At 42.7% G+C, this 17,517-nt stretch carries 14 protein-coding genes; 13 read left to right on the top strand and 1 reads right to left on the bottom strand.

All coding sequences use genetic code 11. The annotated features are described in order from the left end of the window. Positions 1–11: 11 nt before the first annotated feature. Genes AAU57_RS00655 through AAU57_RS00645 form a run of 3 tightly spaced genes read left to right on the top strand, consistent with a single transcriptional unit; the run spans position 12 to position 5,687 of the window. A complete protein-coding gene (locus tag AAU57_RS00655; protein WP_197275378.1) occupies positions 12–1,886 on the top strand; it encodes a glycoside hydrolase family 13 protein in 1,875 nt (624 codons plus the stop codon). Between the two features lie 16 nt (positions 1,887–1,902). Next, positions 1,903–4,248 carry an alpha-amylase family glycosyl hydrolase gene (locus tag AAU57_RS00650; protein ID WP_055411079.1) on the top strand — a complete coding sequence of 782 codons (2,346 nt, stop codon included), beginning with the start codon at positions 1,903–1,905 and terminating at the stop codon, positions 4,246–4,248. A gap of 14 nt (positions 4,249–4,262) precedes the next feature. Continuing rightward, a complete protein-coding gene (locus tag AAU57_RS00645; protein ID WP_055411078.1) occupies positions 4,263–5,687 on the top strand; it encodes an alpha-amylase family glycosyl hydrolase in 1,425 nt (474 codons plus the stop codon). Between the two features lie 66 nt (positions 5,688–5,753). Here the strand turns inward: AAU57_RS00645 and AAU57_RS00640 are convergent, their stop codons facing one another. Next, a complete protein-coding gene (locus tag AAU57_RS00640) occupies positions 5,754–5,939 on the bottom strand; it encodes a hypothetical protein (RefSeq protein ID WP_055411077.1) in 186 nt (61 codons plus the stop codon). 185 nt (positions 5,940–6,124) lie between these two features. On the opposite strand from AAU57_RS00640, the gene AAU57_RS00635 reads away from it, so the two are divergent. The 10 genes from AAU57_RS00635 (at position 6,125) to AAU57_RS14945 (ending at position 17,487) form a co-directional block, all read left to right on the top strand. Further along, the gene (locus AAU57_RS00635; RefSeq protein WP_055411076.1) at positions 6,125–6,460 is read left to right on the top strand and encodes an arsenosugar biosynthesis-associated peroxidase-like protein; all 336 of its coding nucleotides are present in this window, start codon (positions 6,125–6,127) and stop codon (positions 6,458–6,460) included. A 359-nt stretch (positions 6,461–6,819) separates the two neighbouring features. Beyond that, positions 6,820–7,893, top strand: a complete 1,074-nt coding sequence (gene arsS / locus AAU57_RS00630; protein WP_055411075.1) for an arsenosugar biosynthesis radical SAM (seleno)protein ArsS — start codon at positions 6,820–6,822, stop codon at positions 7,891–7,893. A 59-nt stretch (positions 7,894–7,952) separates the two neighbouring features. After that, positions 7,953–8,921, top strand: coding sequence for an arsenosugar biosynthesis arsenite methyltransferase ArsM (gene arsM, locus AAU57_RS00625; RefSeq protein ID WP_055411074.1), 969 nt, complete (start codon positions 7,953–7,955; stop codon positions 8,919–8,921). Between the two features lie 140 nt (positions 8,922–9,061). Next, positions 9,062–9,655, top strand: coding sequence for a DUF2064 domain-containing protein (locus AAU57_RS00620; RefSeq protein ID WP_156339968.1), 594 nt, complete (start codon positions 9,062–9,064; stop codon positions 9,653–9,655). Positions 9,656–9,704: 49 nt separating this feature from the next. Beyond that, positions 9,705–12,914 (top strand): SusC/RagA family TonB-linked outer membrane protein, encoded by a 3,210-nt coding sequence (locus AAU57_RS00615; RefSeq protein WP_055411072.1) that lies wholly within the window; start codon positions 9,705–9,707, stop codon positions 12,912–12,914. Positions 12,915–12,986: 72 nt separating this feature from the next. Continuing rightward, on the top strand, positions 12,987–14,441 hold the full coding sequence (locus tag AAU57_RS00610; RefSeq protein ID WP_055413622.1) for a SusD/RagB family nutrient-binding outer membrane lipoprotein: 1,455 nt from the start codon (positions 12,987–12,989) through the stop codon (positions 14,439–14,441). 186 nt (positions 14,442–14,627) lie between these two features. Then, entirely contained in the window at positions 14,628–15,977 is a 1,350-nt protein-coding gene (locus tag AAU57_RS00605) for a sodium:solute symporter family transporter (protein WP_055411071.1), read from the top strand. Next, positions 15,959–16,804, top strand: coding sequence for a metallophosphoesterase family protein (locus AAU57_RS00600; protein WP_055411070.1), 846 nt, complete (start codon positions 15,959–15,961; stop codon positions 16,802–16,804). The genes AAU57_RS00605 and AAU57_RS00600 overlap by 19 nt, the downstream gene beginning before the upstream one ends. Next, positions 16,782–17,312: a rhodanese-like domain-containing protein gene (locus AAU57_RS00595; RefSeq protein WP_231717744.1), complete on the top strand. Its 531-nt coding sequence runs from the start codon at positions 16,782–16,784 to the stop codon at positions 17,310–17,312. Before AAU57_RS00600 ends, AAU57_RS00595 begins: the two co-directional genes overlap by 23 nt. Before the next feature lie 4 nt (positions 17,313–17,316). After that, the gene (locus tag AAU57_RS14945; protein ID WP_156339967.1) at positions 17,317–17,487 is read left to right on the top strand and encodes a hypothetical protein; all 171 of its coding nucleotides are present in this window, start codon (positions 17,317–17,319) and stop codon (positions 17,485–17,487) included. Positions 17,488–17,517 lie beyond the last annotated feature (30 nt).

Here is a 17,517-nt window from a genome sequence, read left to right as displayed (position 1 = left end):
AAAACATGATGATGAGACATTGGTTATTGGGATTGATTGTTTTCGCTTTCGCGAAAGCGAGTACCGCACAAATCCAACGTATGGAACCACCCAATTGGTGGACCGGCATGGAGTACTCGCAAGTAGAGGTCATGCTCTACGGAAATGATATTGCCAATCAAGGCGAAGTCACCTCTGATTTACCTATTGTTAATATCACCAAACCCGAAAATCCCAATTACCTTTTTATAACGGTGGAAACCGCTGGTAAATCTGCTGGTGATTATAAAATATCAGTCGGGAAAAAGAAGGCCAATTCCAAGACCTTTAGGTTGGAAAATCGCGAGTCTGGATCAAAAGAACGTGAAGGATTTGACTCCAGCGATGTGATTTACCTGGTCATGCCAGATCGATTTGCTAATGGTGATCCCAGCAATGATTCAGTAGACTCAATGGCAGATAAGTTGAACAGATCTGATAGAAACGGCCGTCATGGTGGCGATATTCAAGGAATTATAGATCATCTGGATTATATTGATGAATTGGGTGCTACCGCTATCTGGAGCACGCCATTGCTGGAAGATAACGACGCTAGAACTTCTTATCATACCTATGCGCAAAGCGATTTGTATAACGTCGATCCACGTTATGGAACGAACGAATTGTATCGCAAACTTGCCGATGAACTACATGCGCGTGAGATGAAATTGATCATGGATGTGGTTCCCAATCATTGGGGCGCTACACACTGGATGATGCAGGATCTACCCATGAAATCATGGATCCATCAATTTGATGACTATAAAGACAGCGATCGTGATTTCCCAGTCGATGGTTATGCAAACTCTTCTTATCGACAGTCGGTTCAAATGGATCCCAATGCTAGTGAATATGATATGCGGTATGCAGAAAAGGGTTGGTTTGTAAGTACGATGCCAGACCTGAATCAGGAAGAGCCATTGGTATTGAACTACTTGATCCAAAACACCATCTGGTGGTTGGAGTATGCTGGATTGGACGGGTTGCGTGTAGATACCTATGCTTACAATGAGAAGCAAGGTATTGCGGACTGGACTAAAGCTATAATGAAGGAATATCCCAATATCAATATTGTGGGAGAAACATGGTTGCATGATCAGGCGCAAATTTCCTATTGGCAAAAGGATTCTCCAGTTGCCGCCATACAAGACTACAATACAGAGCTGCCCAGTGTGATGGACTTTACTTTACATGATGCGATCATGGAAGCCTTTAAAGAAGAAGAGCAAGGTTGGGACAAAGGAATGGTGCGCATGTATGAGAATTTTGTCAATGATTTCTTGTACGCAGACACAGATAACTTGCTGGTATTTATGGCAAACCACGATACCAACAGGTTTAGTGGCTCTGGTGTTTACAACAATAATGTGGCAAACTATAAGCTTGCATTAACCTTAATATTGACTACACGCGGTACTCCACAAATCTATTATGGAGATGAGATAGGTATGATGGGCGATAAGTCTAAGTTGGGCGATGGTGATATACGCCGTGATTTTCCTGGTGGCTGGAAAGGTGATGAACAAAATGCCTTTACAAACCCAACAGCCGAGCAAAACGAATATCAAGCTTTTACCAAAAAGCTATTAAACTACCGCAAGAATAAATCAGTCCTGCACACAGGAAAGTTCCTACAATACGTTCCCGAGCAAAATTGCTACGTGTATTTTAGACATAATGACAAAAGCCGTGTGATGGTGATCATCAACAATAATCCCGAAGCGGTTTCTTTAGATATGAACCGTTTTGCTGAAGGTCTAGATAATACTCAAGCTGGAACGGATATCATCACTAACAAGGAACTGAATCTTTCTGGTAAACTGGAAGTCGCCGGTAAAACCAGCCTGGTCATTGATCTGGATCGATAGAGGTAATAGGACAACCATGAAAAAAATAGTATTCCTACTGTCCATCATCATGCTAATTTCCTGTAAGCAAAACCAGGAAGTGGAACGCGTAGCGAGTGTGATACAGGTACCTAGTAGTCCCATTTATGCAAAAAATGGAGCTACCGACGTGGTTATTGAAGACTACTTGCCAGCCGATACTAAAGTGGATAGTATTACGACAGGAAACGGAATCAAAGCCATGCCCTGGCAAACCACAGATGAGGTTTTTACTTTTGAAATAGTTGATGGTCCAGCCATCAATCTCATCACGCTATGGACTAACGGTATTCGCAACGATATTCCTGTTTTTAAGAGTGAGAGCAAGGTCAAACGCATCACCTACGATAAGCCAGTGGGCAGTTCCAGGATACAGCTTAAAGGCGAGTTCACCAATTGGGCGCCAGTAGATCTTGAAAAGGATGGCGATCAATTATACTATGATGCCGAAGTACCCACAGGAAAATTTCAGTACCTATTTCTTATCGACGGAAATGAAGAAAAAATAACGGCAGATATGCCTGATGTAGTCAGCAATGGCATGGGCGGTTTCAATCGTGTTATCGATAATAGCCGCAACGCATCGCCAGCCGAACTTAGTTATGGTACCATTCTAGAGGATGGTTTCACTTTTAGAACATCAGGTTCTTTAGACAACGTCGTTATTCTGTATGAAAACCAAAAAATAGAAGCGCAAAAAGACGGCGATACCTACACGGTCAACATCCCAGAAACAGATTTCTCAAACCGCATCTCTAAAACACAGCTCGTGCGCGTCTTTGCCAGCGATGCCAACGGCAGGACAAACGACCTGCTCATTTCCATCCAAAACGGTAAAGTTGTTAGAGATCCATCTAAACTGGATCGATCTGATTTTCACACACAGGTCTTGTACTTTATGATGGTAGACCGCTTCCTGGATGCAGATCCATCCAACACAAAACCAGTAGTAGATCCTGATATCTTGCCCAAAGCAAACTATATGGGTGGCGATCTTGCTGGAGTTCTTGAAAAAATCAATGATGGCTATTTTGAAGAAATGGGAATCAATACCATCTGGCTATCACCTATTACCCAAAATCCAGAAACTGCCTACGGTTTATGGCCCGATCCCAAAACAAAATTTAGCGGTTATCATGGTTATTGGCCCATTTCTAATACTGCGGTGGATTACCGCTTTGGAGACGAGAAGATTTTAAAAGAGATCATCGCCACGGCTCATGAAAAGGACATCAATGTGATATTGGACTATGTCGCAAATCATGTCCATGAAGAACATCCTTTATATAAAGAGCATCCAGAATGGGCAACTGATCTGTACTTGCCAGATGGATCCCTAAATACAGAGCGTTGGGATGACCAGCGACTCACCACATGGTTCGATACATTTATGCCTACACTGGACTTTTCGAAGCCAGAGGTTGTAGAAAAAATGACCGATTCTGCGTTGTATTGGGTCACCAATTATGATTTGGATGGTTTCCGTCATGATGCTACAAAGCACGTGCCTGAAGCCTATTGGAGAATGCTCACAAAAAAGATCAGGAACCATACTGATCGACCTATTTACCAGATAGGTGAGACCTACGGTTCCTACGATTTGATACGCAGTTATGTGAGTACGGGAATGCTGGACGCGCAGTTTGATTTTAATATGTATGATGCTGCGGTTTCCGCTTTCGCGAAAGCGGACAATAGCTACTCCAATCTAGCCGAAACCTTAAACAAAGGGCTGGAATATTACGGTCATCATCATTTGATGGGCAACATTTCGGGCAATCAGGATCGCGCGAGATTCATTACCTATGCCAGTGGAGACCTGCAGTTTGATGAAGATGCAAAGTTGGCCGGATGGACTCGTGAGACACAAATGAGCGACTCCACAGCCTACGATCGCCTGGGAATGTTGCAGGCATTCAACATGACGATTCCTGGTGTGCCGGTGATTTATTATGGCGATGAATACGGCAGCATAGGTGCCGGCGATCCTGATAATCGCAGGATGATGAAGTTTGACAACTTATCAAATCGAGAGAAGAACCTACGCGAGCTGGTTCAAGAATTGGCGCAACTGCGCCGCAATTCCATGTCTCTATTGTACGGTACAACTCAAGTCATCACAGACCAGAATGGATTGCTCATTCTGCGTCGGGCGTATTTTGATGAAGAGACCTTTGTCTACTTTAATGAGAACCCTATTTTGATGAATGTGGCAGATAAAAATGCACGCTTTCGCGAAAGCGAAACAACGCTCATAAACACGCTGGAAACGGACAAGTACGTACAGGTACGCGCCAGAAATTTTGCCATTATCCAAACTAAAACCAAGAACAAACCTCAATAAATCCTACTTCAATTATGAAAAAATACATCTGGTCACTTTTTATAGTGAGCTTTTTAGTCGCTTGTAAAGAAGCGCCTAAAACAGAAGAAACCGTTCAGGAAGAAACCATCGTGGCTAATGAGCCCATCACCGATGAAGATCTGGAGAATGCGATTATTTATGAAGCCAACATTAGACAATATTCTGATGCTGGAACTTTTAACGAGTTTACAAAAGACATCCCGCAGCTTAAAGAGTTGGGTGTAAAAATCATCTGGTTGATGCCTATTTTTCCTATTTCTGAGAAAAACAGAAAGGCCAAAGGTGATCTTATGGTAGAAGATATTGAGGATGAAAATGAGCGCAAAAAATATCTGGGCAGCTATTATGCGGTTGCAAATTATACAGCCATCAATCCAGACCTGGGCAATGAAGAAGATCTAGATAACCTTATTGAAACGGCTCATGAGAATGGCATGTTTGTCATTCTGGATTGGGTTGCAAACCACACAGGTTGGGACAACAATTGGATTACAGAACATCCAGAGTACTACACAAAAAATGAAGCTGGAGAGATCATCCATCCAGCAGGAACAGACTGGACAGACACAGCAGATTTAAATTATGACAATCCAGAGTTGCGTGAGGCGATGACGGCTTCCATGAAATACTGGGTAGAAAAGCACGATGTGGACGGTTTTAGATGTGATGTCGCTCATGAAGTTCCAACCGACTTCTGGAATGCTAATAACGCAGAACTCGAGACCATCAAACCACTATTCATGCTTGCGGAAAGTGAGAAAAAGGACCTTTTTGAATCGGCATTTGATATGGGATACAATTGGGAAGGTCATCACATCATGAATGAACTTGCTCAAGGTAAAATGGATGTGGCAGATTGGGATGCTTACATGAAAAAGATCGATACGACCTATCAAGAGGATGATATCCTTATGAATTTCATCACCAACCACGATGAGAACTCTTGGAATGGAACGGTGACAGAGCGCATGGGCGATGCTCAAGACGCCATGTTGACCTTTCAGTATGTAATTCCAGGAATGCCTTTAATCTATTCAGGTCAGGAATACGGCATGGATAAGCGCTTAAAGTTTTTTGAAAAGGATTCTATCCCAAAAACTAAAGGTCGTGTATGGGAACAAATGGAAAAATTAGGCGAAATCAAGGTGAACAACCCAGCACTTCATGGCGGTAAAAATGCAGCGGACTATAAACGCTTAGAAACACAAAACGAAAATGTTTATGCTATCCAGCGCTCTAAAGATGGCAAGAAAGTCTTTTACATCGCTAACCTATCTGGAAATCCTACTAAAATGTCAGTAACCGGAATGAATGGTTCTTTTAGGGATTTAATGTCTGGCGCCACCGTAAATCTTAATGAAGGTGAAGCGACGGCCATGAGCCCGTATGCTTACATGTTACTGGAACCGACAGAATAATTTAGGACATATCACAAAATAAAAAGCCGCATCCATGGATGCGGCTTTTTTTATGGTAAAAATGGACTAGACCTGATCGGTATCCTTACGGTACTTGATTAGGGAAATTCCTGCAAAAAAGAAGATAACTCCTAAAATAATGGACGGCCACTGGCCAGCTCCCAACGCAAGACTACCAAAGGCAGATAAGGTTCCTAAAATTAGGGCGATCGCACCGCCTACAGTCATGATTAATCCTAATATCTTGATCATATATGGTTGATTTTTGGGTAAATGTATAAGAATCAACTCTAGTCGTTCACGCGTTTAACTGATTTTTAATGAAAGCACATGCAAGCGCTTAACACCTACATGAAGAATAGAATTATAGGATTTTAAGAAGAGTTCGCTTTCGCGAAAGCGGCATTATCGTAAATTGTCCAGCAAAATACAAAGACATGGATAAGACCTATTACGACCCAAAAGACTTAAGAAAATTTGGTAAGATCACTGAGTGGAGCGAGGAATTGGGAACCAAATTTTTTGACTACTACGGGAGCGTTTTTGAAGAAGGAGAACTTACCGCAAGGGAAAAATCGCTTATAGCACTAGCTGTTTCGCACGCCGTTCAATGTCCATATTGTATCGATGCTTATACCAGCGACACATTAAAAAGAGGTGTGACTAAGGAACAAATGATGGAAGCCATTCACGTTGCTGGTGCTATAAAAGGCGGCGCTACCTTAGTTCACGGTGTCCAGATGATGAATAAGGTCAACAAGCTGGAAATGTAAGATCGTTGAGATTCTTGCAAATCATACCCAGTGATTTTTTAACACAGCATTTCATAAGCTTTACAGCGCATCTGAAGACACGCTTATATAATGGATCTTCTTGTTATGTAAGTGTGGTTTCTTTGAGCCAGTCCATCAAAGAATTTCCTTGGAATGTAAAGATCATCCATCATTAATGACTAACGTTTCATAGTAAGATCTGTTTTTGCTCAGATCATAAGCGCTAGAGAATTGGTTTACAGACCAGAATAGGATTTTAAACTATAATGGCAGGGTCATTGCAAAACTTCAATGACATTTTTATCGTAATTATGTAATGTCCTTTGGACAACATCAATATTAAAACTAGAAACACACGCATGAGTGTAGCAGTTAATACCAAGAAATCCCTTCACAAACGAGATTCAGACCTCGCAAATATCAATAAGCAACTTGAAATCCTGAACGGCGAACCGTTTTCAGATGGTGAGTTGCCATCTTTTGCTAAAAAGATCAAGGAAACAAATCAGTTTCCCTTGCGCCCTAAAAAGCTGGAAATTCTTCAGGTCAATGTAGGTTATATGTGCAACCAGGTTTGTGCGCACTGTCACGTGGACGCTGGACCAGATCGTAAGGAGATCATGACCCGCGATACCATGAGGCAAATCCTGGACGTGATCAAAACCACTGAAGCGCACACGCTGGACCTTACCGGTGGCGCGCCAGAGATGAATCCAGATTTCCGCTGGTTTGTGGAAGAAGCTGCTAAAGCTGGAATCCAAGACTTCATCGTTAGATCAAACTTGACCATTATAAGGGCAAATCCCAAGTATCACGATTTGCCAGACTTTTTCAAAAAGCACAACATTCACGTCGTTTCTTCCATGCCGCACTGGACTAAGGGAAAAACCGACAAGCAGCGTGGTGATGGAGTTTTTGATAAATCCATTAAAGCTCTACAAGAACTCAATGAACGTGGCTACGGCATGCCAGACAGCGACTTGAGACTTGATTTAGTTTACAATCCTAGCGGCGCTTATCTGCCCGGTGATCAAGCCAGTATGGAAAAGGAAATGAAAGCCGCCTTGATGGAAGATTTCGGGATTCACTTTCACAACCTTTTTGCGATTACCAATCTACCTATCGCAAGATTTCTGGATTATCTAGTGGCCAGTGAAAATTACGAGGACTATATGTATGCGCTGGTAGAGGCCTACAACCCGGCAGCGGTTCAAAATGTCATGTGTACCAATACCATTTCCATTTCTTGGGATGGTTGGTTGTACGATTGCGATTTTAACCAGATGCTTGATTTGAAAGTGGATAACAAGATCCAGCACATCAAGGATTACAATGAGGACCTTCTCAACGACCGTAAGATTCAGATTTCCCAACACTGTTATGGCTGTACGGCTGGTGCGGGAAGCAGTTGTCAAGGTGTTGTAACCAATTAAATAATTTATTTTTATTTCGCTTTCGCGAAAGCGAAACAAACCAACAAATTTCCTAAACCATGAGCTACCTAAACGCTACTGAAGAACTTTATAGAGATGCCGCATTGGTGCCCGATGTTGGGCTGTGTTGTACGACCAATCCTGTTTGGGAATTGCCTGGTCTCAAGATTCCTAAGATCATGCAGGAAATGAATTACGGTTGTGGTTCTACCGTGCATGCGCGCGATTTAGGAAACAGTCCTAGAATACTATACGTAGGCGTTGGTGGTGGTATGGAACTGTTGCAGTTTGCCTATTTCTCTAGACAAAAAGGTGGTGTTGTAGGTGTTGACGTGGTTCCAGAAATGCTCGAGGCATCCCGCAAAAATTTCAAAATCGCCGAAGAGGAAAATCCGTGGTTCAAAAGTGAGTTCGTAGAACTTCACAAAGGCGATGCTTTAAACCTTCCTGTAGCTGATAATTCCATTGATGTCGCTGCTCAAAACTGCCTGTTTAATATTTTTAAGGAGGAAGATTTGAAAAAGGCAATTGAAGAGATGTACCGTGTCTTAAAACCTCATGGTAGATTGGTCATGAGCGACCCAACATGCGAGCAGGAAATGAACGATGCTTTAAGAAATGACGACCGCCTACGAGCTTTATGCTTAAGCGGTTCATTGCCTATCGATCAATATGTAAAAGCCTTGACAGATGTAGGCTTTGGAACCATTGAAATAAGAGCGCGCAAACCGTATCGTATTCTGGATCCTAAAAATTACCCTACAGACGAACTGATCTACATTGAATCCATTGAGGTGGCAGCGATAAAGGATCCCATGCCAGAAGATGGACCTTGCATCTTTACCGGTAAAGCCGCTATTTACTATGGTGACGATCGCCAGTTTGATGACGGAAAGGGACATGTGTTGTTAAAGAATCAACCATTAGCTATTTGTGATAAAACAGCACAAGCACTAAAGGATTTGGGCCGTGACGATATCTATTTTAGCGAGTCCACTTACCATTATGATGGTGGCGGTTGCTGTTAGAACATGAATAAAAGTATATTTCATCTCTAATCCTAGTTCCTAAGATCATTACAAGTCACTCAAATACTGCTATTCTCATCTTTGCACAAAATGCAGAGGCAGATGCTCAATACAAATCACTTGCTGCTAACCAGCAATTGATGGATGTTTTGAACAGTAGAGTCATTCAGCAGGTGGAAAAGAGTGGTCTGGATTACTTCCATTTTACAGAGAAGGAACAAGAAGGTATTGGGTTTGGTAAGCGATTTTCAAATGCCATTCAAAAGGTATTCAAAAAGGGATACGATCAAGTTATTTGTGTAGGTAACGACACACCACAGCTTTCCTGCGACCATCTTTTAAGAGCTGCAGATTCACTGAATCATGGTAAAGCGGTCAACGGTCCATCGCTGGATGGTGGTTTTTATTTGATGGGTATCCACGCCTCATCTTTTGATGCGATTAGTTTTGAAAACTTACCATGGCAAACCGCTCATCTGGCAACAAGTTATATGGAGCTGCTGGAACGGCAGTCTCAATCAGTCGATGTACTGGAACACCTTCATGACTTAGATCATGAGGATGATATCCAGCAGCTTTTCAAGGGAAAGGATCTAAGATGGCACCTGGCACAACTCATTCTTGAAACACTTACTTTTAAGTCTATCACATTCTCTTTAGAATTCTCAAATACCGAATCAGTTCCTCTGGAATCACCATTGAACAAAGGCTCGCCTATCTCTATCGCAGCTTAAGATTCGTTACCCTAATCAGGGTTTTTATTTCACTTTTTTTATTGATTACATGAAGAGAATTACTCTTGTCATGCTCCTGCTGTGTTGTATCACGAGTTGGGCGCAAATTACAATTACGGGAACCGTCAATGATGTGACAGGAAATCCCATAGCCTTTGCAAACGTTGCAGAGCGCGGTACTGAAAACGGTACGACAACTAGTGTAGATGGAAGGTATTCCATTACCGTAGCTAATGATGCGGTTCTGGTATTTTCATACATAGGCTACCAAAGCCAGACGGTTCCAGTTAACAATGCTACTGTTTTGAACATCACTCTACAAGAAGGCGATGCGCTGGATGAGGTTGTGATTACAGCTTTAGGTATCAAACGTGAAGAACGAGAACTGGGCTATGCCGTACAAACCTTGGATACAGAAGATATTCAGGAAGTAAAGTCGGTCAATCTGGTTGATAACCTTCAAGGCAAGGTGGCTGGTATTACCGTAACACCTGGCGCGACAGGCGTTGGTTCTTCGTCTAAAATAACCATACGTGGCGAGGCGAGTTTCTCAAACAACAATCCGTTATTTATCGTGGATGGAACGCCAGTCAATAACAACTCGGTTTTCAATTTTACAAACGAAGCCGCAGCTGGTTTTCAAGAAGTAGATTTTGGGAATGGAGCAGGTGAGATCAACCAGGATGACATCGCCAGTGTATCTGTACTTAAAGGACCTGCAGCCGCAGCACTTTACGGCACAAGAGCTGCCAATGGAGCCATCATTATAGAAACTAAAAGCGGCGGCAAAAAAAGAGGATTGGGTGTTTCATATAATACCAGCTTCTTTGTGGATAGTGCTTTTAAACTCCCAGAATTTCAGAATGAATTTGGTCAGGGAAACAGCGGTCAGTTTGAATACGTGGATGGTTTAGGTGGTGGTATCAATGATAACATCTCCTATTCTTGGGGACCACGACTGGATCAAGGTACGTTGATCCCACAATTTGATAGTCCAGTGACTTTGCCAGATGGAACGGTAGTTCGCGGTGGTGATACCGCTTTATACAGTGGTCTGGACATCACGCCTACACCTTTTGTGAGCCATCCAGATAATTTGAAGGATTTCTATGAGACCGGTTACACGGCCATCAACAATATATCGGTAAGTAATGGTTTTGAAAAAGGAGACTATCGATTGAGCTTTACAGACCTGCGCAGCGAGAGCATCATTCCTGGTGTCAATCTGGACCGTCAAACCGTTGCTGCAAAACTTAATTTTAGGCCTAGCGACCGTACAAGAATCAACGCTAGCATCAACTATGTGAATAGTGCATCAGACAACAGACCGTCCAACGGTTATGGTAGTGAGAATGTCAACTACTCACTGGTCGCTTGGGGACCACGTTCTTTAAACATTGACAGTTTGCGTGACTACTGGCAGCCTGGATTGGAAGGCGTGCAGCAGTACTCGTTCAACTATACGTTTTTTGACAATCCCTATTTCATACTTAAAGAAAACCGCAACAGCTTTGGTCGTGACAGGCTTTTTGGAAACATATCGCTTTCGCGAAAGCTAACTCCAGAGCTAACCGCAACCATACGATCTGGTATGGATTACAGCAATGAGAAGCGACGTTTCCTGCGCAACTATTCTTCCAACAGGTTTAGAAATGGAGCCTATGCAGAGCATGATGTTTTCTACCGTGAGATCAACACAGATTTCCTGCTCAATTATAAAAAGCAATTTGGAGACATTAGTTTTGATGCCAGTGTTGGTGGGAATCGTTTGAACCAGACGGCACAAACCACCCAAGTACAGACCACTAGCCTTGCGCAACCAGGAATTTTCTCCTTGAACAATGCAGCGAGCCCGATTGAAACCTTTGGCTTTACTTCAGAGAAAAGGATTAATAGTTTGTACGCTTTCGCGAAAGCAGGCTACAAAAATTTCCTCTATCTAGACATCACAGCCCGTAACGACTGGTCCAGCGCTCTCGCAACCCCATTCACGGCAGATAATACTTCGTTCTTTTATCCGTCCATATCGACCAGTTTTATATTGAGCAACGTAGTTGAACTCCCTAGAGTCATTGATTTTGCCAAAATACGCGCGAGTTATGCAGAGGTTGGTAACGATACCAATCCGTACCAGACTCAAGGAACTTTCCTGTCGCAAACGCCTGTAAACTCACAGCCTACGTTTACCAACCAGGATTTTATCCCAAATGCCAATTTGAAGCCAGAGACGACCTCTAGCATCGAGTTAGGTTTTGATGTGCGTTTGCTTAAACAGCGATTGAACCTTGATTTCACCTATTACAATGCCGTGACAGATGACCAGATTCTTTCCTTGCCTATTGCCATCTCATCAGGATTTAGCCAGCAGGTAGTCAATGGTGGTTCGGTTAGAAATCAAGGGGTCGAAATTATTTTGAACGCCATTCCTGTTCAAAATGCCAATTTCCAGTGGAGTTCCACCGTGAATTTTGCCAGCAGTAGAGCCATTGTTGAGAGCCTGCCACAGGAAGATGGTCGTTTGACTTTGGGCTTTTCCAGAGTCTATGACAATGCCGACCAGACCGTTTTTCATCAAGTAGAAGAAGGCGGTCGCGTGGGCGATTTATATGGAACCGGTTACACGCGCAATGAAGTCGGCGAGTTTATTTTGACTCCAGCAGGTCGTTTTATCGCAGATCCAGAACTTAAAAAATTAGGTAACTACAATGCAGATTTCACTGTAGGGTTGACCAATTCATTCCAATACAAAAACTTTGATGCATCGTTCTTGTTGGACTGGAGACAAGGTGGGATTTTAGTTTCACGAACGCTAGCCCTAGGTGCTGTTGGCGGCCAGTTGAACGACACCTCGTTTAGGCCAGAAGCTGGAATTGTTGCCGATGGCGTAGTCAATACAGGAACGGCGCAGAATCCAGTGTATGTTCAAAACACCACAGCGGTCACTGCAGAGAGTTATTACCGTCAGTTTTATGACCGTAACCATGAAGAGAACAATGTGTACGATGCCAGTTATTTGAAATTGCGTCAGTTCTCTATAGGCTACAATTTTGAATTGAAGGAAGGTGCTTTCGGCATCTTCGGCGATGGTGCAGACTTGCGTATTTCATTGATAGGTAGAAACTTGTTTGCCTTTAGTGAGATTCCGCATTTTGATCCAGAGCAGCTGGCCGTGCAAGGACAAGGCTTCGTCAATGGTGTCGAGGACATGTCCTATGCATCAACAAGAAGCATCGGTTTGAAAGCTGGCATCAATTTTTAAAACTTTTTCGCTTTCCTGCCTGCCGTCAGGCATGGCGCGAAAGCGAACTCAACCCATAATACATCCATGAAGATGAAACATATAAAACATTACAGCCTTATGATGGTGGCTTTTCTAGGTCTGGCCATCGTATCCTGTACCAACGATTTTGAAGAATTAAATACAAATCCTAACGCTCCAGTTAGCGTACAGCCCAGCTTGCTGTTGAGACAGGTGATCTACGACTACGGCGAGCAAATGTCCTATGAAGGTTTTGTGGCTGGTGGTTTGTTGAGCCAACACTTGACTGCACTGGATTTTAATCTCTTTGACCGCCATGCGTTGAAAAGTCCACAACTAGGTGGTGATCCATGGCCTATTTTTTACAGGAATTTGAGAGACAATGAAATCATTATCGAGCAGTCGCAAACCACACCAGCCTTTGCGGTTTATGAAGGACCAGCTTTGATTTTCAAAGCTTACATGACCGCTGGCTTGACAGATATTTTTGGAGACGTGCCGTATACAGAAGCTTTTAAAGGACTGGACGGCACGGTGCAACCCGCTTATGATCTACAAGAAGATATCTATCTCCAGGAAAACGGAATTCTAGATAATCTGGATAAAGGTATTGCAGCCATTCAGGCTTACAACGGTTCGATTGCATTAGAAGGTGATGTGCTTTTTAATGGCGATCTGGATGCTTGGGTGCGATTTGCCAATAGTTTGAAGATAAAGGCACTGGTACGTATCTCTTCAAAAGAGAATGTGAACGCAAGATTACAAGCTGTTTATGCGGCACAGAATTACATTAGTTCCAACGATCAAAATGCGGTATTCAATTTTACTGATGGTGAGCCTAACAACTTCCGTATGGCGCGGTTGAGAGCTGGTGACTTCAACAACTTTGTTATGAGTGAAACCATGGAAGAGGTTCTGGAAGGTTTGAATGATGATCGCATCAATGTGCTTTTTAGACCGCGAGCAAACAATGGTAACGGTGATGATTTTGAAGGATTGATCAACGGTATCGATGCCTCTTCCACCTCAGTAAGTCTTGCAGATTATTCTCTTGCAGGCACCATCTTTAGGGAAAATACGGGAATGCTGGATGCCAATTACATGACGGCATGGGAAACTAACTTTCTTTTAGCTGAAGCTGCTCAAAAGGGACTCATCACGGCACCAGCTCAAGAGTTATATGAAACTGGCGTGGCACAAGCCTATGAATATTGGAATACGCCTTTACCAGCAGACTATCTCACTACAACAGGTGCGTATGCGGCTAATGGTAATGATCCCATTCAGCAAATCATCACCCAAAAATGGATTGCTAACATGATCAATGGCTATGAAGGCTGGATTGAGTACAGAAGAACAGGTTTTCCTGTGTTGAAAAATGTTTCTGCCAGCTTGAATAACGGTTTAATTCCGGTAAGAATGCCTTATCCTGCAGAGGAAGCCGCCTTGAATGCTGATAATTACAGCACCGCTGCCGCTGCAACAAATGACAACAGTATTAACGTACCGGTCTGGTGGGACGAGTAAGATGTAACGTCCCAAATTTTTTGATTGAAGATTTTAAAAATTGGAAGCAAGCCGCTTCGGGCGACAGTCCAGAAGGAACGGATAAACTTTTACAAAGATTAGACTGAACATTAATTAAAGATTTAACACGCGAATTGTTCTCGACTCCGCTCGAACTAACATTCTACTAACTACTAACTAATTAACTTGGAATTCCTCACTCAAACATCAACCTTACAATGGCTGCTAATTATAGGCAGTAGTGTGGTGTTTTTCATATTGGCACCTTACGCCAAAGATGTGGCGACCTTTTTTAAGGCACAACATCGCGGTAAGGAACCCAATATGTTGATGTTGACGGGTAGTTTAATTATCTCTTGGATTTTTGCAAAGAGTATTACCAATGCCGCTAACCTTGGATTGGAATTTGGTCTGGTTGGCGGTGTGGCTTATGCAGGTTATTATCTGTCTTTTGCAGTAGCTGGACTTATTATTTATCAGTTGCGTACGGTTGGTGGTTATAGCAGCATACATCATTTCCTGACTGATAAATACGGGCGCAGAGCTGTTGGTTTGTTTTCCATCTTGATCAGTTTTAGGTTGTTTAATGAAGTCTGGTCCAACACGATGGTGATTGGAACCTACTTCGGTGATATGGGTAGCACACCTTATTATGCAGCGATCATTGTTTTTACGATGCTAACGCTGGCCTATACGTTAAAAGGCGGTTTGAGTAGTTCCATATTTACGGACGTGATACAGATGGTACTCTTTTCGGTGCTACTTATGATCATTCTCGGAGTCATTTTTGCCGAGCCGTCTGCTGATGTAAGCGAAATGATGACCAGCGGTACCTGGTCCATGGAAATGGGATTAAACTTATTTTTTGCGGCTGTACTGCAAAGCTTCAGTTATCCGTTTCATGATCCAGTATTGACAGATCGCGGATTTATCACCAGTCCACGTATCACAAGAAAAAGTTTCTTGTGGGCAGCTTTATTAGGCGGTCTGTGTATTGTTCTTTTTAGTTTAGTAGGTGTCTATGCACAACAAGCAGGATTGGAAGGTCAAGCGGCTGTTGAAGTGGCTAAAAAGTTGGGAGTCGTTCTGTTACTCATCATCAATTTTATCATGATTACCAGTGCTGCGAGTACGCTGGACAGCACGTTCTCCAGTTTTTCTAAGCTGTTAACGCTAGATTTGGGATTGGGCTCTACCGTAAGTTTTGGACGACTCATGATGGTTTTAGTAGCACTGTTGGGAACTATTCCCGTTTTTCTGGATGCCGAAATCCTGAGCGCTACAACCATAAGCGGTACCATGGTAATAGGATTGACACCAGTCTTTCTTTTATGGAAGATGAAAGTGCCACAGATCAGTTATTTTTTGTCCGTAATTTGCGGCCTTATTTTCGGACTATTATTAGTCTTTGAATGGTTCCCAGAATCACTCATCTACACAACAGGAAAATATGCATCCCTTTTATGGATCAACATTTATGGAGTTCTTCTTAGTTTCATCTTATTCTTATTGCCCACATGGATAAGAAGATCATAGATTTAGGTCAAAAGACCGGCAAGATGCTACTATTCGGTGGCGTGTATAGCAATTTACAAGCGCTGGAAAGTTTGATGGAACTGGCGCAAAGTCAAGGTATCACGGCAGAAAACTGTATCTGTACCGGCGACATCATAGGTTACTGCGGGCAGCCACAGGAAACCTTGGAGCAATTTCAAAAATGGGGCGCTCATAGCATTTTAGGTAATGTAGAGATCCAACTGCGCGACGATCAGGAAGATTGCGGTTGCGATTTTACCACAGGTTCTAGATGCGATGGATTTAGTGAGATATGGTTCGCTTTCGCGAAAGCGAATCTTCACACCAGCTCAAAACACTATTTTAAATCCTTGCCAGACCACATTACATTTTCCTATTCGGGCAAACAGATAGCGTTGGTTCATGGAAGTTATGATCACGTATCCCAATTCGTTTTCAAGTCCACAGACTGGACACAAAAACAGACAAGCTTTGATGGGTTGACAGCAGATGTTATCATTGCGGGTCATTGTGGCTTGCCATTTGCAGATGATCACCAGGAAAAGTTATGGCTCAACGCTGGAGTGATAGGTATGCCGGCAAATGATGGCTCTGCGCAGACCTGGGCAATGATCATTGACGACAGCAATGGCTTTGAATTTGAGCATGTTCAGCTTTCTTATGATTATCAAACGGCCATGCAACAGATGCAAAAAAATGAGCTACCTATGGAATATGCCGCTACACTTGCTACAGGAATTTGGGACAATATGGAAATCCTTCCGTCTGCTGAAAAGCAATTGCAGGGCAAAAAAATAGTATTGAATGAAACCACACAGCACTTTTAAAATGACGATCAAGAAACACATGCTGGTAGCTGTGATGTTTTTTATGGGTGTGGCCGTAGGCGAGGCGCAGTCCATCGATGACGTGCTCAAGAAATACAATACCCAAAGCGTTCCCTACATAAGCGTACAAGAGCTCAAGATGAACTATCAAGATTATATCATACTGGATACTCGAAAACTTGAGGAATTTGAAGTAAGTCATTTGCCAAATGCCATCTGGGCTGGTGAATCGTTGAAGGATTGGAAAGGGTTGGCAAAAACGGCAAATAAAAACAAGCCTATCGTGGTTTATTGTACCGTAGGCGTGCGCAGCGAGAATTATGGTGAAAAACTACAGGAAGCTGGTTTTAGCGATGTCAAAAACCTTTACGGAAGTATCTTTGCCTGGAAGGATGCTGGTTATGAAGTAGTAGACCAACAGGGCAAACCTACTGAGGATGTTCATACCTATTCAAAGGCATGGGCAAAATATTTGAAGACTGGAAACAAGGTAACTGGTAAGAACTAACACTATGGAAATCCCCAAATGGTTCTGGAAAATTTTATTCTACACTAGTTGTGTGGGAAGTGGCTACGTTCTTTTCCTTATGGCTACTGGAGATAGAGATCGTGGTTATATATGGTATCTCTTTTTATTTTTAATGGCCTTGTGGTTTGCGATGCGACAGATGCGCAAATCATAATTTCAAGATCAAATTGGAATCAATAAAAAA

Origin of the sequence: Nonlabens sp. YIK11, assembly GCF_001413925.1 — a bacterium.
Taxonomy (GTDB): domain Bacteria; phylum Bacteroidota; class Bacteroidia; order Flavobacteriales; family Flavobacteriaceae; genus Nonlabens.
The sequence above is the reverse complement of the archived record's forward strand: the minus strand, read 5'-3'. Positions and strand labels throughout refer to the sequence as shown.